Below are 20,657 nucleotides of genomic sequence, written 5' to 3'. Positions count from 1 at the left end.
TGAAACTGGTTCAGTGACGGACGACGACCTCTCCTTCCTCGCCGGCGCGCTCCCCGCGCCGCTGCGCCAGGACCGCATCGTCTCGATCGTCGAGGGCGCGCCCGGCATGGTCCGCACGGCGGCCCTGGCAGCGGCCCTCGGAACCAGCGAGGTGACCGTCCGGCAGGACCTCGCCTCCCTCGACCTGGAGGCGCGGCTCAGGCGGGTGCACGGCGGTGCCGTCCGCCTCGGGGCCGGTTCCGGCGAGCGTCCGTTCGAGGAGACCGCCGTCGAGCACCAGGTCGCGAAGGCCGCGATCGGCCGTGCAGCCGCCGCACTCGTGCGTTCCGGGCAGTGCGTCCTGCTCGACGTCGGCACGACCCCCGCGGCCGTGGCGTCGGCGCTGGTCGCCCGAGAGGACCTGGTCGACGTCACCGTGGTCACGAACTCGTTGACGACCGCCCTCGCGCTCGAGGCAGCGGTGCCGCGCTTCACCGTCGTGGTCACCGGCGGGACTCTGCGACCGCTCCAGCACTCCCTCGTCGCGCCGTTCAACAACACGCTGCTGCCGATGCTCGCCGCCGACGTCGTCTTCCTGAGCGGGACCGGACTCGACGTCGCGCACGGCCTGACGAACGTGAACCTCCCCGAGACCGAGGCGAAGCGCATGCTCGCGGCCGCGGCCCGGCGTACCGTCGTCGTCGCGGACGGGTCGAAGTTCGGCCGGGCCCACATCGGGGTCGTCCGCGCGCTCGAGGACATCGACGTCGTCGTCACCGCCGAGACCACGTCCGACGCCGTCGCCCCGATCCGGGCGGCCGGGGTCGAGGTCATCGTCGCGGACGGCAGCGACGACACCGCCGGGGTCGACCCGGCACCGAACGGAAGGAACGAGACCGCATGACCGCAGCACCCACCGGGGGCCAGTACCACCTCCGCCACGCCGGACCCGACGGGGTCGTCGAGGCGGTCGTCACCGAGGTCGCCGCCGGCATCCGGGAGCTCCGTGTCGCCGGCTTCGACCTCACCGAGCCGTTCCCCGTGTCGGAGCAGCCGCCCGGGGCGAACGGCATCGTCCTCGCACCGTGGCCGAACCGCGTCGCCGGCGGGGTCTGGGAACTGGACGGCAAGCGCCAGCAGCTCGACGTCTCCGAGCCGAAGTACGGCAACGCCTCGCACGGGCTGCTCCGCTTCTCGCCGTACCGGGTGGTGTCCCAGACGGAGTCGTCGGTGCTGCAGGAGGCCACGATCCACCCGCAGCACGGGTGGCCGTTCACCCTCGAGACCCGCGTGCACCACGAACTCGTCGACGACGGCATCCGCATCACGCACGAGGTCGTGAACCGCTCCGGCGTCCGTGCCCCGTTCGCGATCGGTGCGCACCCGTACCTGCGTGCCGGCGACACCCCCGCCGAGGACCTCGTCGTGACGCTCGACGCCGGGACCGCCTTCACCGTCGACGAGCGGAAGGTGCCGAACGGCTCGGTACCGGTGTCGGGGACGCCCTTCGATCTCCGCGCCGGCCGACGTGCTGGAGACTCGGACCTCGACACCGCCTACACGGACATCACCCCGGATGCTGAAGGGATCCGGCGGACGACGATGCACGGTCCGGAGGGCGACGGTGTCGAACTCTGGCAGGACTCGTCGTTCCCGTACGTGCAGGTCTTCACCTCCCGCGAGTTCCCCCGTGGCGACGGCACCGGGCTGGCCGTGGCGGTCGAACCGATGACCGCGCCGGCGAACGCCCTCAACTCGGGCGAGGGCCTGCGCTGGCTCGAGCCCGACGAGTCCTGGACGGGTACCTGGGGCATCCGCCGCGTCTGGTCCTGACGACAGAGCGCCGAGCGCCCACGTCGCGCGTCGAAGTCGCGCGATCTGCCGTTCGGCTCGCCCCGAAGCGGCCGAACGTGCGACCTCAAAGGATGACCGACGGCGCGTCGTGCGATCTCGAGAGTGACGCCGTGCGGGACGCGGCCTCGCGTGGCACCGGCTCGGCCTGCCGAAGGGCCAGCATGCAGAAGGCCCCGCCGGTGTGTCCAGCAGGGCCTTCGTGGTCGTCCGTGTCGTCAGGCGCGGCGCATGCGCAGCGCCTCGACCGCGAGGGACTCGCTGGCGTAGCGGCCGACCTCCTGCGCCCATGCCGGGTCGTCCCCGCGGAGGGCGATGAAGTCCTTGCGCTGGCGGCACACGTACCCGAGCACCGCGGTGCCGGTCGCGACCTCGACGAAGTCCTTGCGGATGTGCCGGGTCGTGACCTGCGCGTTGCGGCGGAGCGTGTCGAGCAGGAGCTCGTTGCTCATCGTCGTGTTGGTCGCTGCTGCGAGCTCGACGATGCGGCGCGCGTCCCCGGTGCTGCTGGTCTGCGTGGCTTCGATTGGCTCGATCACGGTGTACCCCGTTCGTTCCTGGTGATGCGGTTCTGCGGGATCCGTCGATCGGATCCGGGAACGACACTATCGGCGTCAGGCCAACAGTCTGCTGAACGCGGACTGAACTGTGGACTGGAATCGTCATGAGTCCGCTGTGGAGGGCTTGTACCCCGATCAGACGCTCAGAGGCACTGTGGTTCGTCGGACGGCGCGGCGAGGTCATCCAGGGCGTCCGCGACCTTGTCCGCCAGGTACTGGTACCCGACGTCGTTGAGGTGCTGACCGTCCGACGCCGCGAACCCCGGGCTGTTCATGGTCGTGAACCACTGCCGCTCGAGCGGGTCGATGTAGGTCACGCCCGCGGCCTTCGCCCCGGCTGCGACCGCCGAGGAGATCCCCCCGGTGGCCTCGGCGCGCGGCTGCGGGGCCGACGGGCCGATGGCGACGATGACGGCATCCGGCCACTGGCGCTCGGCTTCGCGCAGCGTCGACTCGACGGTCGTCCGGAGCTGGTCGGTGCCGACGAGCCAGTCGTTCTGGCTGCCCTGCACGAGCACGAGCTCGGGGTCGAGGTCGCGATGCGCCGCGATCCGCGCGGAGAACGTCACGCGGGACGAGCCGTAGGTGCCGGTGTTGACGTACCCGGTGCCGCCGAGGCCGTCGACGGTGGCGTCCCAGCCGAGGTCCGTGACGATGTCCTGCGCCCAACCGTGTTCGCTCCGGGTCGACCCGCTGCCCTTCGTGTACGAGTCGCCGACGATGAGGACGTCCGATCCCGGAGCGATTGCGTCCCGCACGCGATCGGCGGGGACCAGGGCGGTGTCCGGTGCCACCTGGCAGGCGTTCGACACGGCGGGCAGCATCACGAGGAGACCGGCGGTGCCGACGGCCATCGCACCGAGCGCCACCATGGGGAGGGTGCGTCGGTTGCGGAAGCGTCTGGTGGGGAAGGACCGAGGAACGTCGGGCCGTCCGCCGTCGGTTCGTCGAGCCACGCCTGGATTGTACGGCAGTACATCGGAGTGGCCTGTCAGTGAGTGCGCGACGCGAGCGGGGTGAGGTGGGCCCCGTGGGGCTCGAACCCACGACCCTCGGATTAAAAGTCCGGTGCTCTACCAACTGAGCTAGAGGCCCTCACCCGCAAGGCTAGCGGGTGAGGGCCTCCAGTACGTCCGGTACGGGACGAGGTCAGCTGCGACGACCCGTCAGGGTCCGCAGCAGCCACACGATCACCGCGATGACGAGCAGCACGATCCCGACCCACAGCAGGAACTTCAGGCTCGCGGTGAAACCACCGACGAACAGCAGGATGACCGCGATCACGGCCAGGATGATGAGCAGGGCGTTCATGGAGTGTCCTCTTCTTCACGTCCGGGAGGGGTGCCTCCCTGGCGGAGCACGGTACCCGTTCCGAGCCGGTTGCGTTCTCGGCGAACGGGGGACGGGAGTGTCATCGGACGCGCCTACACTGTCGCGGTGCCTCGCGATCACCACCGTCCAGTCCACTTCACCGACCAGGAGTTCGCCGCGATCCAGGGCGGCGAGGACCCCGCGCTCGTGAACCGTGTCGCGCACGAGACCGCGAACGCCCTGCTGCACCGTGTGCGCGAGGACCCGGACCCGGCGGTCGTCGAGCGCCTGGTGACCTACACGGACGTGCACGGCATCGACGCGATCGCAGAGCTGTGGGCCCGCGTGGGGGCGCACACGCTGCCGGGTGCCCTGTGGCGGATCTACCTCGTCCGGGTCGTGATCCGGCAGAACCCGGAGGAGATCGCGTACTTCTTCGAGCGCGGCACGGAGCGCATCGGCACGATCGACGAGGCCGTCGCGGGTGCCGAGCAGCCGACGGGGCCGGCGGAGATCCTCACCCTCGCGGATCGCATCCTGCACGGCCTGTACACGGGCGACCTGGCGGTGGCGCTCGATCGCGGAGCGGCGTTCTGCCGGCTGACCGCGGCCGGCGCGACGGCGGTGGCGGACGAGTCCGACCTCACGGCGGACGACCGCGCCGCTGAGCTGACGACGCGTGCCCTGCGCCTGACGGAACTGGCGGCCGACCTGACCGAAGCGGCGGCGCTGTGGCGTCGCGACAGCCTGGACTGAGCGACCGGCGGGGCGGACCCGCACCGTGCCTCCAGGCCGACACGACAGGCCGAACACACGACAGGCCGAACAGGCCGAAACCGGGCACAGAAAAACCGGGCCGCAGAAGCGCCTCTCGGCGCGAGGCCGCTCGAAGCGGCGAATTTTGGAGCCCGGGGCTTGCTGCGGCCCGGCGACACCGAGTCTACGAGACGTCTGCCGTGCGCACGACCGTGTTCACTCTCGGTGGACAGACCAGGTCCCGGGCGTGTGACCCGAACAGGGATGAGAACCGCTCCAATCCGACGGGGCGAGGGTGCCGAATCATCACCGTGACGGGCGAACCGCTCGTCACGAAGCGAGGGTCCCGCGCGACCCGGTCCGCTCCCTGGCGGTCAATTCCCTGCGGGTCACGCGGGCCCTCGTCCTGCTCCGACACGGGTGAACCGAACCTGTGCGTCAGGCCACAACGCAACCGAGAGGAGGGAAACCTGCAATGCTTGCCATCGTGGAACGCGACACCGAGGCCTGGAGCTCGACCGAGCCCGCTCCGGCGTCGCCTGATGACCTCCTCGCCCGGGTGGCGACCGGCGACCAGGCGGCCTTCTCCGATCTGTACGACGTCCTGTCCGGCCGGGTGCTCGGCCTCGTGACGCGCCTCCTGCGGGATCGAGCGCAGTCGGAAGAGGTCGCACAAGAGGTCTTCCTCGAGGTCTGGCAACAGGCCGCACGGTTCGACCGGCAGCGCGGGACCGCTTCCAGCTGGGTCCTCACCATGGCCCACCGCCGAGCGGTCGACCGGGTGCGGGCATCGCAGTCCTCGCACGACCGGGACACGAAGATCGGCATCCGCGACTTCGAGGCGGGCGTCGACGACGTCTCCGAGTCCGTCGAGATCCGGATCGAACACGAACGTGTCAGCCGCGCCCTCGCGAAACTCACCGAGTTCCAGCGACAGGCCGTGCAGCTCGCCTACTACGGCGGCTACTCGCACAGCGAGATGGCCGCACACCTCGGTGTCCCGATCGGCACCGTCAAGACCCGTCTGCGTGACGGGATGATCAGACTCCGCGACGAGATGGGGGTGACGTCATGACCGAGCGTCACGACGACCCTGCCCTGCTCACCGGGTCCTACGCTCTCGATGCCCTGTCGGACGACGAGCGCGAGCTGCTCGAGGCCACCTTCTCCGACTCTCCCGAGCTCCGGGCCGAGGCGGACTCGCTGCGGGAGACCGCTCTGCAGCTGGCCTACGCGGTGGACCCGATCGAGCCTCCTGCTTCGATGAAGGCGTCGCTCATGGCGCAGATCGCGTCGACGCCGCAGGCGGCGCCGCTGGCTGCTTCGGGTTCCGCTCCTGCTGCTTCCGTTCCTGCTGCTTCCGTTCCTTCGGCTTCCGTTCCTTCGGCTTCCGTTCCGGACGCCGACGGTGATGCCGGCCAGGAGGCACGGTTCGCCCCCGCCACGCGCCGCACCCGTGCAGGTGGCAGCGCCACTGCCGCCGCCCAGCGTCGGTGGTTCCAGCGTCCGGCAGCCGTCCTGTCCACCGCAGCCGCGGTCGCCGTGGTGTTCCTCGGTGTCGGGCTCGGCGTGGGCACGGCGTTCACGCCCTCGAACCAGCCGGGTCCGGGCACGACGCAGGCGAGCAGTGGACTCGACCGGATCTACGCTGCGTCGGACTTCAAGCGGAGCACCGCGAAGGTCTCCGGTGGCGGGACGGCCACCGTCGTGTGGTCGAACTCGCTCGGCAAGTCCGCCGTGATCCTCGACGGTGTCGCAGCAGCACCGAAGGGCAAGACGTACGAACTCTGGTACATCGGCTCGGAGGGCACGGGCGGCAAGATCAGCTCGGCAGGCCTGATGGACGGTGTCGCGGACGGCGTGCACTCGGCGGTGCTCACGGGCACGCGGTCGCACGGTGTGACGATCGGCATGACCGTGGAGCCCGAGGGCGGTTCGGAGCAGCCGACGACGACGCCGATCATGGCGGTCCCCACCGCCTGACGCGGTTCACGTCTCCCCGCTCGCGTGGCACGGTCCGCGGGCGGGGGTTCGTCGTGCGGGGGCGGTTCTGCGTGGGTGGGCGGTCGTGCGGCGGTCGTGCGTGGGCGATCCTTCCCATCGCGGGCGCCATAGGAAGCCGAATTGCGCGTAGGAGGCAGGTTCTTCCGGCCACCTACGAGCGATTCGGCTTCCTACGCGCGGTTCTGCCTCCTTCGCGCGGATCGGCACCACGGGCGAAACGACACGACCGACGTCGTACGACGTCGGTCTTGTCGTTCCGGGTCAGCGGACGGAGCGTGCGTCGATCACCCGAAGCGGCCCGAGACGTAGTCCTCGGTGGCCTGCACCGACGGGTTCGAGAACATCGTCGCCGTGTCGTCGTACTCGATGAGCTTGCCCGGAGCACCGGTGCCCGCGATGTTGAAGAACGCCGTCTTGTCACTCACCCGCGAGGCCTGCTGCATGTTGTGGGTCACGATCACGATCGTGAACTCCTTCTTGAGCTCCTCGATGAGGTCCTCGATGGCGAGGGTCGAGATCGGGTCGAGGGCCGAGCAGGGCTCGTCCATCAGCAGCACGTCCGGCTGCACCGCGATCGCACGGGCGATGCAGAGACGCTGCTGCTGGCCACCGGACAGGCCCATGCCGGGCTTGTCGAGGCGGTCCTTGACCTCGTTCCAGAGGTTCGCACCCTGCAGGGAGCGCTCGACGATGTCGTCGGCCTCGGAGCGGGACACGCGCTTGTTGTTGAGCTTCACACCGGCCAGCACGTTGTCCTTGATGGACATCGTCGGGAACGGGTTCGGCCGCTGGAAGACCATGCCGACCTGGCGGCGGACGATGACCGGGTCGACGCCGGCGCCGTACAGGTCGTCGCCGTCGATCTTGACCGAGCCCTCGACGTAGGCGCCGGGGATGACCTCGTGCATGCGGTTCAGCGTGCGGAGGAAGGTCGACTTGCCGCAGCCGGATGGGCCGATGAACGCGGTGACGGTGCGGGGCTCGATCGTCATGTCGACGCCCTCGACCGCCTTGAACTTCGAGTAGTAGACGTTGAGGCCGTCGACCTCGATGCGCTTGGACACTGTGTTCCTTCGGGGTGGGTGGTGACGCTGGTCGCGGGTGGCGGCGCTAGCGGCTGAGCTTGGGGGCGAAGAGGCGGGTGATGAACCGGGCGAGCAGGTTGAGCAGCATCACGATGAGGATGAGCAACAGTGCCGCGGTCCAGGCCCGGTCGACGAAGGGCACCGGGTTGGCGCCCTGCTGCGAGTACTGCGTGTACGCGAACACCGGCAGCGTCATCATCGGGTTCTTGAACAGGTCGTAGTTCATGCTCGCGGTGAACCCGGCCGTGACGAGCAGCGGTGCGGTCTCGCCGATGACGCGGGCGATGGAGAGCATCACGCCGGTGGTGATGCCGGCGAGGCTCGTCGGCAGGACGACCTTGAGGATGGTGAGGTACTTCGGCACGCCGAGGGCGTACGAGGCCTCGCGGAGCTCCATCGGGACGATCTTCAGGACCTCCTCGGTGGAGCGGACGACGATCGGGATCATCAGGACGCTCAGCGCGACCGAGCCGACGAGACCGAAGCGGGCACCCGGGCCGAGGAACAGCGCGAACAGCGAGTAGGCGAAGAGACCGGCGACGATCGACGGGATGCCCGTCATGACGTCCACGAAGAACGTGATGCCCTTCGCGAGCGCGCCCTTGCCGTACTCGACGAGGTAGATGGACGTCAGCAGCCCGATCGGCACCGAGATGAGCGCCGCGAACAGCGTGATCTCGAGCGTGCCGATCAGGGCGTGCAGTGCGCCACCGCCCTCGGAGATGACCCCGCGCATCGAGTACGAGAAGAACTCGGCGTCGAAGCGGGCCAGGCCGTCGGCGAGGACCGTGTACAGCAGCGAGACGAGCGGTAGGACGGCGATGACGAACGCGGTGATCACCAGGGAGGTGATGAGGCGGTCGACGGCCTTGCGGCCACCCTCGACGATGCGGGAGATCACGACGATGAGGACGTCGAACAGGACCGTGCCGAGGAAGAGCGCGGCGACGACGTTGAAGTCCTTGACCGCGCCGCCGGCGTTGAGCAGGGCGAAGACCAGGATCAGCGCGACCCAGGAGCCGACGAGGAGCAGCCACGGCACGGACTTGTGCAGCTTGCCGTTGGCGTAGACGTTGCCGGCGACGCCGGACTGACGGAGGGCGAGGGACATCGGGTCGTACCTCTCAGCTCACTCGCTTGCGGACGATGTACCGCGCGAGCATGTTGATGACCAGGGTGATGACGAAGAGGATCAGACCCGACGCGATCAGCGCGTTCAGGGCGGTGCCGGACGCCTCGGCGAACTGCAGGGCGATGTTCGCCGCGATCGTCGAGGGGTTCAGCGAGGTGAGCATCTGGAAGGTGACGTTCGTCGACACCGACAGCACCAGCGCGATCGCCATCGTCTCGCCGAGCGCGCGACCGAGGCCGAGCATGATCGCCGACACGATGCCGGACTTCGCGAACGGCAGGACCGACAGCCGGATCATCTCCCAGCGGGTCGCGCCGAGGGCCAGGGCGGCTTCCTCGTTGAGGCGTGGCGCCTGCAGGAAGATCTCGCGCATGACCGCGGTCATGATCGGGATCGCCATCACGGCGAGGACGATCGACGCGGTCAGGATCGTGCGGCCCGTGCCGGAGACCTGTCCGGAGAACAGCGGGAACCAACCGAGGTAGGTGTTGAGGAAGACGTAGAACGGCTTCACGAACGGTGCCAGCACGACGATGCCCCAGAGGCCGTAGACGACCGACGGCACCGCTGCCAGCAGGTCGATGACGTAGCCGAGGAGCGGGGCGATCCGCCGCGGCGCGTAGTGCGAGATGAAGAGCGCGATGCCGAGCGACAGCGGCACGGCGATCACGAGCGCGATGAGCGCGGACCAGACGGTGCCGAAGACGAGGGGGCCGACGTAGTCCCAGAAGTTCGCGGCCTGGTTCGGCAGGTCACCGACCTTCGCGCTGAACGCCGGGATGCTCTGCCAGACCAGGAAGGCCGCGACGAGCACGAGCACGAAGAGGATGAGCCCGCCGGCGATGACGGAGGCGGCGGAGAAGACCCGGTCGCCGATCCGGACGACGGGCTTCGGCTTGGGGGCGACGGGGGCCACTGGCTGGGCCGGTGCGGTCGTCATGGGACTCCTGTCGGAGGAACGCCGGGGGAGGCGTCGGGTGGGGGTGGTGCGTCACGTGTCCTGCAGGTGCGTGCCTGCAGGACGGGCGAGGGCCCGGACGCCGGTCGATTGGGTGGGACCGGCGTCCGGGCGCTCAGGGTGCCTTACTTGATGGAGGCGACGGCCTTCGCGGCCTTCTCGGCGAGGTCGGTCGAGAGGGCGGCCGACTTGGCCTCCTTCGCGGCGGCGTCCTGCGCGTCCTTCGAGACGACGTAGTCGAGGTAGCCCTTCACGAGCTCACCCTTGTCGGCGTCCTTGTACTCCTGGCACGCGATGGCGTAGGAGACGAGCACGAGCGGCCATGCGCCGTCGGCGGTGTCCTCGCGGTTGATGTCGATCGCGAGGTCGTTGTCCTCACGGCCGGAGACCGTCTCGGAGTCCGCGACGACCTTGGCAGCGCCCTCGGCGGAGATCTCGGTGGCCTTGTCGCCGACCATGAGCTTCGCCTTGTCGAGGTCACCGGCGCCGGAGTCGTCGATGTAGGTGATCGCGTTCGAGGCGCTGGCCATGGCCGAGGCCACGCCCGAGGTGCCCTTGGCGCTGTCGCCGACCTGGTACGGGAAGGTCTGGCTGGGGGCCTCGGTCCAGACGTCCTTGGCGTTCGCCGAGACGTACTCCGAGAAGTTCTGCGTGGTGCCCGAGTCGTCCGAGCGGTGCACGACCGTGATGTTCGAGTCCGGCAGGGTCGCGTCCTTGTTCAGGTCGGCGATCTGCGAGTCGTTCCACTTGGTGATCTTGCCGGAGAAGATGCCCGCGATGGTCTTCGCGTCGAGCGTGAGGTCCTTGACGCCGTCGACCTTGTAGGCGATCGCGATCGGGGAGATGTAGACCGGGATGTCGATGGCCTTGGAGTCCGCGGCGCACAGGCCGAAGGTGCCCGAGAGCTCCTCGTCCGACAGCGCTGCGTCGGAGCCGGCGAAGTCCGCGGCACCCGAGATGAAGTTCTTGCGGCCGGCGCCCGAACCGTCGGGCGAGTAGTTGACCGTCACGCCGGAGGCGACGTTCTGGAAGCCGGCGGCCCAGGTGGCCTCGGCGGTCTGCTGGGCGGACGAACCCGAACCGGTGAGCGTGCCGGAGAGCTTCGAGTAGTCGGTGCCCGAGCTGGAGGAGGAGGTCGCGGTGCTGCCCGCGTCCTCGTTCGCCGCGCACGAGGAGAGCACGACTGCGCCGGCGATCGCGATTGCCGCGACCGTGCCGATTCGCTTGATGTTCACAGGGGTCCCTTCGGGAATGTCAGTGCAGGTGGGACCGCTGCTGGTCCCGTGGGTCGGTGCCGACCCGGGAGCGACTGTAGGGACGCGAAGTGACGGGGATCACGCTCATCGGTGAACGGGAGGTGAACGAGGGGTTGTGTCCGACGGGGCGCCGTGCGCGGGCGCGCGGACGGGAGCAGGATCGGGAACGTCGTGCGCTGCGCAGACGCATGCATGCGCATGCGTTCACCCGGCCTGGAGGCGCGGCTCGCCCCCGGCGGTCGGCCTACGCCGAGACGGTGTTGCGGTGCGTCTCCACGGCGACGAGTCGACCGTCGGCGATGTGCATCACGGCGAAGTCCCCGACCGAGAGCATCGCGGCACGGCGGAGGTCGAACCGCCCGCGGTCGTCGGCCGTCGCGGTGGCGATCCGGGCGATGATGTCCGGCAGCACGGGGCCGTGCGAGCACAGCACGGTCGACTTCGCCTTCTCGAGGCGCTTCTGCACGACGCCCTTGACGTTGGCGGCACCGCGGTCGTGGGCGTCCTGGCTGATGTCCGGGGTGCTGGAGACCCCGAGGTGCGTGCGGTCGGACAGCGGCTCGACGGTCGCGAGGCACCGAGCCGCCGTGCTGCTGATGATCTTCTTCGGGCCGAAGGCGGCGACGGGCGACGCGACGGCCTTGGCCTGCGTACGGCCGACCGGCAGGAGTGGACGGGTGGCATCCGGGCCGTTCCAGTCCGAACCGGGCACCGTCTTGGCGTGCCGCAGCGCGATGAGGGCGAACGTGCGGTGCTCCCCGGCGGCGACGCGTTCGGCGAACCGGTCGAGGATCGCGACGTCGCGGTCGTACGTCAGCCGGTGTCGGGCGTCGTCGAGGGTGACCCACTCGACCGAGGCGACTTCGTCGTTGGGCCGGAACTTGCCCGCACGCTCGTACTCCTTCGAGGGCACCCGGGCAGACCAGTAGTGCACGACCTTGTCGCGGCCGCTCGGCAGGACGTACTCCGCGGTGCCGAGCGGGGCGCCGAGGTGCACGCGGTAGCCGGTCTCCTCGTCGATTTCCCGTACGGCTGCCGTCGGGACGCCCTCGCCCGGGTCGACCTTGCCCTTCGGGAACGAGACGTCCTTGTGGTGGTCGCGGTGGATCAGCAGCACGAGCGGCACGCCGTCCCGTTCACGCCAGACGACGGCACCTGCTGCGACGACGGGTCCTGAGGAGCCGCCGCTCACCGAGTGGAGCGCTTCCGAGCCGAGATCTTCCGCATGAGGACATTCTGCACGTCGTCGAGGGGTCGTCCGTCGTCATCGGTCGAACGACGCGTCCACTCGCCGTCCGACTCGAGGTGCCACGAGCTCGTCGTGTCGGCCATCGCGAGGTCGAACATGTCCTGGACCTCGTTCACGTGGGCCGGGTCGGACAGCCGCACGAGCGCCTCGACGCGGCGGTCGAGGTTGCGGTGCATCATGTCCGCCGAGCCGATGAACACGGCCGGGTCGCCGTCGTTGTGGAACGCGAACGCACGCGAGTGCTCGAGGTACCGGCCGACGACGCTGCGCACGCGGATGGTGTCGCTGACGCCTTCCATGCCGGGCTTGAGGGAGCAGATGCCGCGCACCCAGACGTCCACCGGCACGCCGGCCTGGCTCGCCAGGTAGAGCGCGTCGATGATCTGCTCGTCCACCATCGAGTTGACCTTGATGCGGATGCCGGAGGGCTTGCCCGCACGGGCGTTGTCGGCCTCGGTCTGGATCCGCTTGAGCAGGCCCTTCCGCAGGTGCAGGGGCGCCACGAGCAGTCGCTTGAACTTCTTCTCGATGGCGTACCCGGACAGCTCGTTGAACAGCCGCGTGAGGTCCTTGCCCACGGTGTCGTCCGACGTGAACAGGCCCATGTCCTCGTAGATGCGCGAGGTCTTCGGGTTGTAGTTGCCCGTGCCGATGTGGCTGTAGTGCTTGAGGGTGCCGCCCTCCTGCCGGATCACGAGCACCAGCTTGGAGTGCGTCTTCAGGCCCACCAGGCCGTAGACCACGTGCACGCCGGCCTTCTCGAGCTTGCGGGCCCACGTGATGTTGTTCTGCTCGTCGAAGCGCGCCTTGATCTCCACGAGCGCCAGGACCTGCTTGCCGGCGGCCGCGGCGTCGATCAGGGCCTCGACGATGGGGCTGTCACCGGAGGTGCGGTACAGCGTCTGCTTGATCGCGAGGACGTTCGGGTCGGCCGCGGCCTGCTCGAGGAACGCCTGGACGCTCGTCGCGAAGGACTCGTACGGGTGGTGCACGAGGACGTCCTTCGACGCGATCGCGCGGAAGAGGTCGGGCTTCGTGTTCGGCTCGCCCGGCTGGAACTGCACGGGCGTCGTCGGCACGTGCTTCGGGTAGTGCAGGTCGGGGCGGTTGATCTTCGCGATCTCGAACAGGCCGCCGAGGTCGAGTGGCGACGGCAGGCGGAAGACCTCCTGCTCGGTGATGTCGAGTTCGCGCACGAGCAGGTCGAGCGTCACCGGGTCCATGTCCTCGGTGATCTCGAGGCGGATCGGCGGACCGAACCGACGACGGAGCAGCTCGCGCTCGAGGGCCTGGATGAGGTTCTCGGCCTCGTCCTCCTCGATCTCGACGTCCTCGTTGCGGGTGACCCGGAACACGTGGTGCTCGAGGACCTCCATCCCCGGGAACAGGTCGTCGAGGTGGTTCGCGATGAGGTCTTCGAGCGGGATGAACCGCAGGCGCCCGGAGTTGTCGTCCGGCAGCTTGATGAACCGCGAGAAGTTCTGCGGCACCTTGAGGCGTGCGAACTCCTGCCGCTGCGACTTCGGGTTCCGGACACGCACCGCGAGGTTGAGCGACAGCCCGGAGATGTACGGGAACGGGTGCGCCGGGTCCACCGCGAGCGGCATGAGCACCGGGAAGATCTGCTCGTTGAAGTACTCACGCATCCGGAGCCGGTCGGCTTCGTCCAGGTCGGACCAGTGCTCGACGTGGATGCCGGCGGCGTCGAGGTCGGGCTTGAGCGACTCGATGAAGGCCTGCGCGTGGCGGTCCTGCAGCTCGTGCGCCTTCTTCGCGATGTCCCGCAGCACGTCGAGCGGCGCGCGGCCGACGTTCGTGGGGACGGCGATCCCGGTGTCGATGCGACGCTTCAGCCCGGCGACCCGGACCATGAAGAACTCGTCGAGGTTGGACGCGAAGATCGCCAGGAAGTTCGCACGCTCGAGCAGGGGCTGCGTGCGGTCCTCACCGAGTTCGAGGACGCGCTGGTTGAACCGGAGCCAGCTGAGCTCACGGTCGAAGTAACGGTCGGTGGGCAGCGACTCGTGCTCGATCTCGACGACCTCGTCGAAGTCGTCCAGGTCCGGTGCGACGGATTCGCCGTCGAGCTGCGGTTCGGTGTCCATCCCCACATCCTGCCACCCGGTCCCTGCGCCCGGAGGGCCCCACGTGGACGCTGTGGAAACGAGCGGTGAACGACCTCCTGTGGAAGAGCTGTCGCTCAGGGCGCGGCGTACTGCACGTCGATCGCGTGCTGCTCGAACCCGGACCGCCGGTACAGCGCCAGCGCGGGCTCGTTGTCGCCCTCGACGTACAGTGCCGCGGCGGTGAGCCCGCGGCCGGTCAGCCGTGCCGTCCCCGCACGCATGAGCACGCCGCCGATCCGTTGCCCCTGCAGGTCCGGGCGCACGGCCACGGCGTAGAACTCGCCGATCCCGTCCTCGACCTTGAGCCAGCACGACCCCGCGAGCTGCCCGTCGGGGTCGCGCAGCAGGAGGAGGTCGTCGCCGGAGAACCAGTCGTCGGCCTCGCGGGCGCGGAGGTCCTCGAGGGTCATCCGGCCCTGCTCCGGGTGGTGCGCGAACGCCGCCGCGTTGAGGGCGAGCCAGTCGGCCTCGTCCCCGGGGTCACCGGCACGGAACGCCGACAGGGAGTACCCGTCCGGCACCGCCGGGTCCGGGGCGGCAGCGGCGATCGGTGCGCGGAGCTGCAGGAGCGTGCGGACGGCCGTCCAGCCGAACCGTGCCGCGAGCGCCCGCGCCGCGGGGTGGTCCCCGTGCGCCCACGCGAGTCGAGGAGCCGGGCCGGCCACGGGGGCGGCCCCGCCGCCCGTGCCGAGCACCTGCGTGGCGAGGGCCGTGCCGAGGCCGCGGCCCCGTTCCTCCAGGCCGACCGCGAGTTCGACCTCACCGTCGCGCACCACGGCGACCCCGCGCTCGTCCCCGACGACGGTGGCGCGCCCAGCGCGCACGTCGACCAGCGTCTGGTCCGAGAACGGCGGCGCCTCGCCGGGAACGGCGAAGCGCGTCAGGTCGACGGCCACTACTGCGCCGAGAGCCGGTCGGCCTCGTCGTCGTAGACGTTGAAGCGGTACCCGACGTTGCGGACGGTGCCGATGAGGGACTCGAGGTCACCGAGCTTGGCGCGCAGGCGTCGCACGTGCACGTCGACCGTGCGGGTGCCGCCGAAGTAGTCGTAGCCCCAGACCTCGCTGAGGAGCTGCTCGCGGGTGAAGACCCGCGACGGGTGCGTGGCGAAGAAGCGGAGGAGCTCGAACTCCTTGAAGGTGAGGTCGAGCGGCCGGCCGCGGACCTTCGCCGAGTAGCTCGCCTCGTCGATGACCACACCGGACGCCTGGATCTTCGACCCGGTCTGGTTCTTCACCGCGCGTCCGGCGGTCAGGCGGATGCGGGCATCGACCTCGGCGGGGCCGGCGGTCTCGAGCACGACGTCCTCGACGTTCCACTCGCTGTTCACCGCGGTGAGCCCGCCCTCGGTGACGACCAGGATGATCGGCGTCGTCGACCCGCTCGTCGCGAGGATCTTGCAGAGGGCCTTGGCGCTCGCGAGGTCCGTGCGGGCGTCCACGAACATCAGGTCGCTCTGCGGTGCGTTGACCAGCTGTGCGGCCTCGGCGGGCACGTGGCGGATCCGGTGGCTCAGCAGTCCGAGGCTCGGCAGGACGTCGCCGGGCGCGGCTGAGGTGAGTACCAGGAGCTGGGCCACAGGACCTCCAGTGGTGGGGGAGTCGTGCACACATCCTAGTGATGCTCGGGAAGTGTCCCTCCCGACCGGACGGTCGGGATGACGACCGCCGCACGGTCGGGACCGAGCCCGCCGGACGGTCGGGGCCACGCCCGCGCTGGACCGCTCTGTCATGATGGGGCGCGTGACCGAGCCCGTGCCGCCCACCGATCAACGTCGCCTCCGACTGACGTCCGTGCTGCCGGTGTGGCTGCTCGCGATCGTCGGTGCCGTGCTCGTCCTCACCCTGACGGAGAAGGACTCGTACGCCTGGCTCCTGCTCGTCTTCGTGCTCTGCGTGCTCGTCAGCTTCGTGCTGCAGCTCATCACGGCGACGAAGGACGGACTCGTCGAGCGGATCAGCATCGCGTCGTCCGGGGCGTTCGTCGTCGTGCTCGTCACCGCGGTCGTGCTCCTGGCGCGGTGACGCGCCGCCACTCGCCTGGCGCGGTGACGCGCCGCCACTCGCCTGGCGCGGTGACGCGCCGCCACTCGCCTGGCGCCGTCAGGCGTGCCGCGTAGACTCGCACCATGGATTCGCTGCTTGCGCTCGAGCTCTTCTACGTCGGCCTCCTCGGCCTGGCGTCGCTCGCGATCGCGTTCGTCTCGGTGACCGTCGTCGTGAAGCTGTTCAAGGGTCAGCGTTGATCGAACTGCCCGAGGGCCTCGCCCCCGAACTCGTCCCCCTGTCCTGGCTCGTCGGCGTCTGGGAGGGCACCGGCGTGGTCGAGTACCCCGTGGGCGACGAAGAGGAACCCCGGAACTACGAGTTCGGCCAGCGCGTGAGCTTCAGTCACGACGGCCTGCCCTACCTGAACTACTCGTCCACGACGTGGCTGCTCGACGACGAGCACACCCCGCTCGCGGCCGAGATGGGGTACTGGCGGATCGATCGTCCTTCCGAGCCCGGTGACCGCGGTCCGGCGATGCTCCTCGGCGAGGGGCCGACACCGTTCAGCACGGTCGAGAGCGTCGAGGCGCTGCGCAACACCACGGACGGCTTCGACGTCGAAGCGGCGATCATCCACCCGACGGGCGTCAACGAGCTCTACGTGGGTCGGGTCCGCAAGGGCCGGATCGACCTCGCGACGGACGCCGTGATGCGCTCGCCGAACGCGAAGGACTACTCCGCGGCGACCCGGCTGTACGGCTTGGTCGAGGGCAAGCTCTTCTGGGCGTGGGACATCGCAGCGCTCGGCAAGGAGCTCACCTCGCACGCCTCGGGGCAGCTCGCGAAGGTCGACTGATGTCGGCGTTCGCCGGCCGTGACGGCTTCGTCGGGACCGATGCCGGTCCCGCCGCCCACTTCGGGAACCCGCTCGGCGAACAGCGCCTGCTCGCACGCGGCCGCGCCGTCGTCGAGCTCGGCCTGGGCGTCGTCACGGTGTCGGGGCCGGACCGCCTGTCGTGGCTGAACTCGATCACGTCGCAGCTGCTGCTCGGCCTCGGCACGGGTGTGAGCACCGAGACGCTCGTGCTCGACCAGTCGGGTCGCGTCGAGCACGCCGCCCGCGTCGTCGACGACGGTTCGGTCGCGTGGCTCCTGACCGAGCCCGCTGACGCGGCACCGCTCGCGGCCTGGCTCGATTCGATGCGCTTCATGCTGCGGGTCGAGGTCGCCGACCGGTCGGCGGACTTCGCGACGATCGGTCGCTTCGGCTCGGCGGTACTCGCCGACGACACGGTCGTCGAGTGGGTCGACCCGTGGGCGTCCGTCACGCCCGGCGGATGGGGCTACGCCGACCTGGAGGCCCACCCCGGCTCCGACTGGACCCTCCGCATCGCCGTGGTCACCCCCGGCACCGCGGCCGAGATCGCCGCGTCGGACGTGCCCGCCGCGGGACTCCTCGCCTACGAGGCACTGCGCATCGCCGCCTGGCGTCCGTCGCTCTCCGACGTCGACGAGCGCACGATCCCGCACGAACTCGACTGGCTCCGCTCCGCCGTGCACCTGACCAAGGGCTGCTACCGGGGGCAGGAGACGGTCGCCAAGGTCCACAACCTCGGGCACCCGCCGCGCCGTGTCGTGCTGCTGCACCTGGACGGGTCGGACGGTGTGCTCCCGGCACCGGGGACGCCCGTCGTGCTCGACGACAAGGAAGTGGGGCGGCTCTCGGCGTCGGGGCTGCACCACGAGCTCGGGCCGATCGGCCTCGCGGTCGTGAAGCGCTCCCTCGACCCGACGGCCACGCTGACCCTGACCGCCGACGACGTGGTCGTGGCCGCGACGCAGGAGGTCATCGTGCCGCCCGGCGCCGGGGCGACCGCGAACGTGCCGCGCCTGCCACGGCTCGGGGCCGTCCGCCGCTCGTAGCGCAGCCGCGGCCCACCGCCGCCGACCCGCCGGTCGATCGCGCCCCGCAACGGACATTGCGCCCCGTTGCAGCGGGGCGCAATGTCCGTCAGAGGGCGCGATGCGTCATGCGCCGGCCCGCCTCAACGGGCGCCGCGTGCTCGTGAGCCGCGAGGCGCGCCGGTCAGGCCGGGGCGACCGCGGCCCACGGGACGCTGAGCTCGCCGAGGCGCCACCGTGTCACCCCGTGCAGCACCGGCCAGCCCCGGTCGCGCATGCCCCGGACCGCCGCGATCCACCGCTGCCGCGGCCCGTACGTGCCGAGCGGCGCCGCGACCGCCCACGCCAGGTCGAGGTCGCGCAGGAACGCGTGCACCCGCTCGCCGGGGACGTTCCGGTGGATGAGGGCCTTGGGCAGTCGTTCCGCGACGATCGACGGCAGGTCGAGCCCGGCGAGCCGCAGCGACACCGTGAAGGTCTGCGGCGCCTGGTCGTCGAGCGTCACCCAGGACGCCACCCGCCCGACCTCGTTGCAGGTCCCCTCGACGAGCGCACCGCCGGGCTGCAGTCGGTCCTGCATGATCCGCCAGGCGCCCTCGACCTCGGACTCGTCGTACTGCCGCAGCACGTTGAACGCCCGGATGACGGCGGGTCGGCGGTTCCCGGGCGTCGGGGTCTCGAAGCCGCCGAGCCGGAACGTCACACCGTCGCGGGTGCCGGCGTTCGCGAGCGCCACCCGGGCCGGTTCGATCTCGATCCCGGTGACCTCGACGTCCGGTCGCACCCCCGCCAGCCGGTCCCGGAGCTCGAGCGTCGTGGTCGGGGAGGCCCCGTAGCCGACGTCGGCCACGAGTGGGTCGTCGGTCCGTCGGAGCACGGGGAGCGTGGCGATCCACCGGTCGACACGACGGAGCCGGTTGTACCCGGTCGTCCCGCGCGTCACGTTCCCGATGGGCATGACGACAAGGCTACGGGGCCAGGGACGCACCGGACGGCGCTCGGTAGACTCGGGGCATGACCTCCACGCTCGTCCTGCTCCGTCACGGCAACAGTGACTGGAACCAGAAGAACCTGTTCACCGGTTGGGTCGACGTCCGACTCAGCGAGTTGGGCGAGAAGGAGGCGAAGCGCGCCGGCGAGCTCATCAGCGAGTCGGGCATCGTTCCGGACGTCCTGTACACGTCGCTGCTCACCCGCGCGATCCAGACGGCGGACATCGCCCTGCTCGAGGCGGACCTCGCCTGGCTGCCGGTGAAGCGCGACTGGCGTCTCAACGAGCGCCACTACGGCGACCTGCAGGGCAAGGACAAGGCCCAGACGCTCGAGCAGTACGGCGAGCAGCAGTTCATGGAGTGGCGCCGTTCGTTCGACGTGCCGCCGCCCCCGATCGCCGACGACGCCGAGTGGTCGCAGTTCGGGGACCGCCGCTACGCCGACCTCGGCGACGAGCTGCCCCGCACGGAGTCGCTCAAGCTCGTGATCGACCGTCTGCTGCCGTACTGGGAGTCGGACATCACGAAGGACCTCGGCGCGGGCAAGACCGTCCTCGTCACGGCGCACGGCAACTCGCTGCGGGCGCTCGTGAAGCACCTCGACGGGATCTCCGACGACGACATCGCCGGCCTGAACATCCCGACGGGCATCCCGCTGGTGTACGAGCTCGACGACGAGTTCCGCCCGACGAAGCCCTCGTACTACCTCGACCCCGAAGCTGCCGCTGCCGGTGCCGCCGCCGTGGCCGCGCAGGGCGCCAAGAAGTAGGCCCGAACCGACGAACGCCCCGCCTGGTCACCAGGCGGGGCGTTCGTGCGTCGGGCCCGGGTTCGCGAAGGCGACAGTCTGCCGCGAGCGTTCCGCCGACTCCTGTCGCTCTGCCGGGAGGAACGGATCACCGCATCGACGAAGTGTCGCTTCGGCGGGGTGGTCGGCTTCTCGAGCCGCGGTGCGTCACACGAAGTGCGAAGCGATCTCCTGCACCAGGGCGCCGACGTCGTAGGGCTTCGTGGTGTCCACCCGCACGACCGCGGTCCCGGGCAGGCCGATCGGTTCCGCGGTCGCCCCGTGCTCGTCCCAGAACGCCAGGATGTCGGGGAGGTCCCCGTGGACCTCGTGTCGCACCGGCAGCGTGCCCGGCTCGTACCGATCGCGCAGCCGCTCCTCGGCGGTGGCCCGGTCGACGTGGCACCACACCTCGACGACGCGCGGCGACCCTGCGGAGGCGAGCCCTGCCTCCAGGAGGTCACGGTCGCGCGACGGCAGCCAGACGGCGTCGAGGACGACCCCGTTCTCCACGGCCCGCGCCATCGACCACATCGTCTCCATCGCGATGCCGCCGAGCGGACGCGAGGCGATCATCGGTCCGACGATGTCGGCGAGGGGCTCCTTGATCCGGTCCTTCGACAGGAACGGGCAGCCGAGCACCTCGGCGAGGGCCGCACCGATCGTGCTCTTGCCGGAACCGGGCATGCCGTTGACGATGATCGCGACCTGAGCCATGCCA

Annotated in this window: 22 protein-coding genes and 1 tRNA gene; 9 read left to right on the top strand and 14 right to left on the bottom strand. The window is 70.1% G+C overall.

Annotated elements, in window-relative coordinates; translation table 11 throughout:
* Positions 1–13 precede the first annotated feature (13 nt).
* Complete coding sequence (locus FS532_RS09130) at positions 14–883, top strand: DeoR/GlpR family DNA-binding transcription regulator (protein ID WP_144753036.1); 870 nt, start codon at positions 14–16, stop codon at positions 881–883.
* Positions 880–1,812, top strand: a complete 933-nt coding sequence (locus FS532_RS09125) for an aldose 1-epimerase family protein (protein ID WP_144753033.1) — start codon at positions 880–882, stop codon at positions 1,810–1,812. Before FS532_RS09130 ends, FS532_RS09125 begins: the two co-directional genes overlap by 4 nt.
* 236 nt (positions 1,813–2,048) lie before the next feature.
* Here the strand turns inward: FS532_RS09125 and FS532_RS09120 are convergent, their stop codons facing one another.
* The 4 genes from FS532_RS09120 to FS532_RS09105 form a co-directional block, all read right to left on the bottom strand.
* Entirely contained in the window at positions 2,049–2,369 is a 321-nt protein-coding gene (locus FS532_RS09120) for a hypothetical protein (RefSeq protein WP_144753031.1), read from the bottom strand.
* Positions 2,370–2,533: 164 nt separating this feature from the next.
* A complete protein-coding gene (locus FS532_RS09115; RefSeq protein WP_144753029.1) occupies positions 2,534–3,346 on the bottom strand; it encodes an SGNH/GDSL hydrolase family protein in 813 nt (270 codons plus the stop codon).
* A 66-nt stretch (positions 3,347–3,412) separates the two neighbouring features.
* Positions 3,413–3,485 (bottom strand) — tRNA-Lys (locus FS532_RS09110).
* Positions 3,486–3,539: 54 nt separating this feature from the next.
* On the bottom strand, positions 3,540–3,701 hold the full coding sequence (locus FS532_RS09105) for a DUF2207 domain-containing protein (protein WP_144753026.1): 162 nt from the start codon (positions 3,699–3,701) through the stop codon (positions 3,540–3,542).
* 126 nt (positions 3,702–3,827) lie between these two features.
* Between FS532_RS09105 and FS532_RS09100 the strand changes: the two genes are divergently transcribed.
* The 3 genes from FS532_RS09100 to FS532_RS09090 all read left to right on the top strand — a co-directional run bounded on the left by FS532_RS09100 (position 3,828) and on the right by FS532_RS09090 (position 6,440).
* Positions 3,828–4,457 carry a DNA-directed RNA polymerase subunit beta gene (locus tag FS532_RS09100; RefSeq protein WP_144753022.1) on the top strand — a complete coding sequence of 210 codons (630 nt, stop codon included), beginning with the start codon at positions 3,828–3,830 and terminating at the stop codon, positions 4,455–4,457.
* 475 nt (positions 4,458–4,932) lie between these two features.
* Positions 4,933–5,532, top strand: a complete 600-nt coding sequence (gene sigK, locus FS532_RS09095) for an ECF RNA polymerase sigma factor SigK (RefSeq protein ID WP_144753019.1) — start codon at positions 4,933–4,935, stop codon at positions 5,530–5,532.
* The gene (locus FS532_RS09090; RefSeq protein ID WP_144753016.1) at positions 5,529–6,440 is read left to right on the top strand and encodes an anti-sigma factor; all 912 of its coding nucleotides are present in this window, start codon (positions 5,529–5,531) and stop codon (positions 6,438–6,440) included. The genes sigK and FS532_RS09090 overlap by 4 nt, the downstream gene beginning before the upstream one ends.
* A 305-nt stretch (positions 6,441–6,745) precedes the next feature.
* On the opposite strand, the gene pstB is transcribed toward FS532_RS09090, so the two are convergent.
* The 8 genes from pstB to FS532_RS09050 form a co-directional block, all read right to left on the bottom strand.
* Entirely contained in the window at positions 6,746–7,525 is a 780-nt protein-coding gene (pstB, locus tag FS532_RS09085) for a phosphate ABC transporter ATP-binding protein PstB (RefSeq protein WP_144753013.1), read from the bottom strand.
* Positions 7,526–7,571: 46 nt separating this feature from the next.
* A complete protein-coding gene (pstA, locus tag FS532_RS09080) occupies positions 7,572–8,657 on the bottom strand; it encodes a phosphate ABC transporter permease PstA (RefSeq protein ID WP_144753009.1) in 1,086 nt (361 codons plus the stop codon).
* A 13-nt stretch (positions 8,658–8,670) separates the two neighbouring features.
* A complete protein-coding gene (gene pstC, locus FS532_RS09075; protein WP_079237267.1) occupies positions 8,671–9,618 on the bottom strand; it encodes a phosphate ABC transporter permease subunit PstC in 948 nt (315 codons plus the stop codon).
* A gap of 143 nt (positions 9,619–9,761) precedes the next feature.
* Entirely contained in the window at positions 9,762–10,871 is a 1,110-nt protein-coding gene (locus FS532_RS09070; RefSeq protein WP_144753006.1) for a phosphate ABC transporter substrate-binding protein PstS, read from the bottom strand.
* Positions 10,872–11,136: 265 nt separating this feature from the next.
* A complete protein-coding gene (locus FS532_RS09065) occupies positions 11,137–12,084 on the bottom strand; it encodes an NUDIX hydrolase (RefSeq protein ID WP_144753003.1) in 948 nt (315 codons plus the stop codon).
* Entirely contained in the window at positions 12,081–14,246 is a 2,166-nt protein-coding gene (locus FS532_RS09060) for an RNA degradosome polyphosphate kinase (RefSeq protein WP_079237264.1), read from the bottom strand. The genes FS532_RS09065 and FS532_RS09060 overlap by 4 nt, the downstream gene beginning before the upstream one ends.
* A 95-nt stretch (positions 14,247–14,341) precedes the next feature.
* Positions 14,342–15,163: a mycothiol synthase gene (gene mshD / locus FS532_RS09055; protein ID WP_144753000.1), complete on the bottom strand. Its 822-nt coding sequence runs from the start codon at positions 15,161–15,163 to the stop codon at positions 14,342–14,344.
* A complete protein-coding gene (locus tag FS532_RS09050) occupies positions 15,163–15,846 on the bottom strand; it encodes a response regulator transcription factor (protein WP_079237260.1) in 684 nt (227 codons plus the stop codon). The genes mshD and FS532_RS09050 overlap by 1 nt, the downstream gene beginning before the upstream one ends.
* A 163-nt stretch (positions 15,847–16,009) precedes the next feature.
* Here FS532_RS09050 and FS532_RS09045 point away from each other — a divergent pair, with 163 nt between their 5' ends.
* The 3 genes from FS532_RS09045 (at position 16,010) to ygfZ (ending at position 18,178) form a co-directional block, all read left to right on the top strand.
* Entirely contained in the window at positions 16,010–16,291 is a 282-nt protein-coding gene (locus FS532_RS09045; protein WP_144752996.1) for a hypothetical protein, read from the top strand.
* A gap of 217 nt (positions 16,292–16,508) precedes the next feature.
* Positions 16,509–17,111, top strand: coding sequence for an FABP family protein (locus tag FS532_RS09040; RefSeq protein WP_079237258.1), 603 nt, complete (start codon positions 16,509–16,511; stop codon positions 17,109–17,111).
* A complete protein-coding gene (ygfZ, locus tag FS532_RS09035) occupies positions 17,111–18,178 on the top strand; it encodes a CAF17-like 4Fe-4S cluster assembly/insertion protein YgfZ (RefSeq protein ID WP_144752994.1) in 1,068 nt (355 codons plus the stop codon). The genes FS532_RS09040 and ygfZ overlap by 1 nt, the downstream gene beginning before the upstream one ends.
* Before the next feature lie 163 nt (positions 18,179–18,341).
* Here the strand turns inward: ygfZ and FS532_RS09030 are convergent, their stop codons facing one another.
* On the bottom strand, positions 18,342–19,115 hold the full coding sequence (locus tag FS532_RS09030) for a class I SAM-dependent methyltransferase (RefSeq protein WP_144752990.1): 774 nt from the start codon (positions 19,113–19,115) through the stop codon (positions 18,342–18,344).
* 56 nt (positions 19,116–19,171) lie between these two features.
* Between FS532_RS09030 and FS532_RS09025 the strand changes: the two genes are divergently transcribed.
* Positions 19,172–19,918 carry a phosphoglyceromutase gene (locus FS532_RS09025; RefSeq protein ID WP_144752987.1) on the top strand — a complete coding sequence of 249 codons (747 nt, stop codon included), beginning with the start codon at positions 19,172–19,174 and terminating at the stop codon, positions 19,916–19,918.
* A gap of 186 nt (positions 19,919–20,104) precedes the next feature.
* Here FS532_RS09025 and FS532_RS09020 read toward each other — a convergent pair whose 3' ends face one another.
* Entirely contained in the window at positions 20,105–20,653 is a 549-nt protein-coding gene (locus FS532_RS09020) for an AAA family ATPase (RefSeq protein ID WP_144752984.1), read from the bottom strand.
* Positions 20,654–20,657 lie beyond the last annotated feature (4 nt).

It is taken from the genome of Curtobacterium pusillum, assembly GCF_007673235.1.
Taxonomy (GTDB): domain Bacteria; phylum Actinomycetota; class Actinomycetes; order Actinomycetales; family Microbacteriaceae; genus Curtobacterium; species Curtobacterium pusillum_C.
This window is presented reverse-complemented; position numbering and strand designations above follow the sequence as displayed.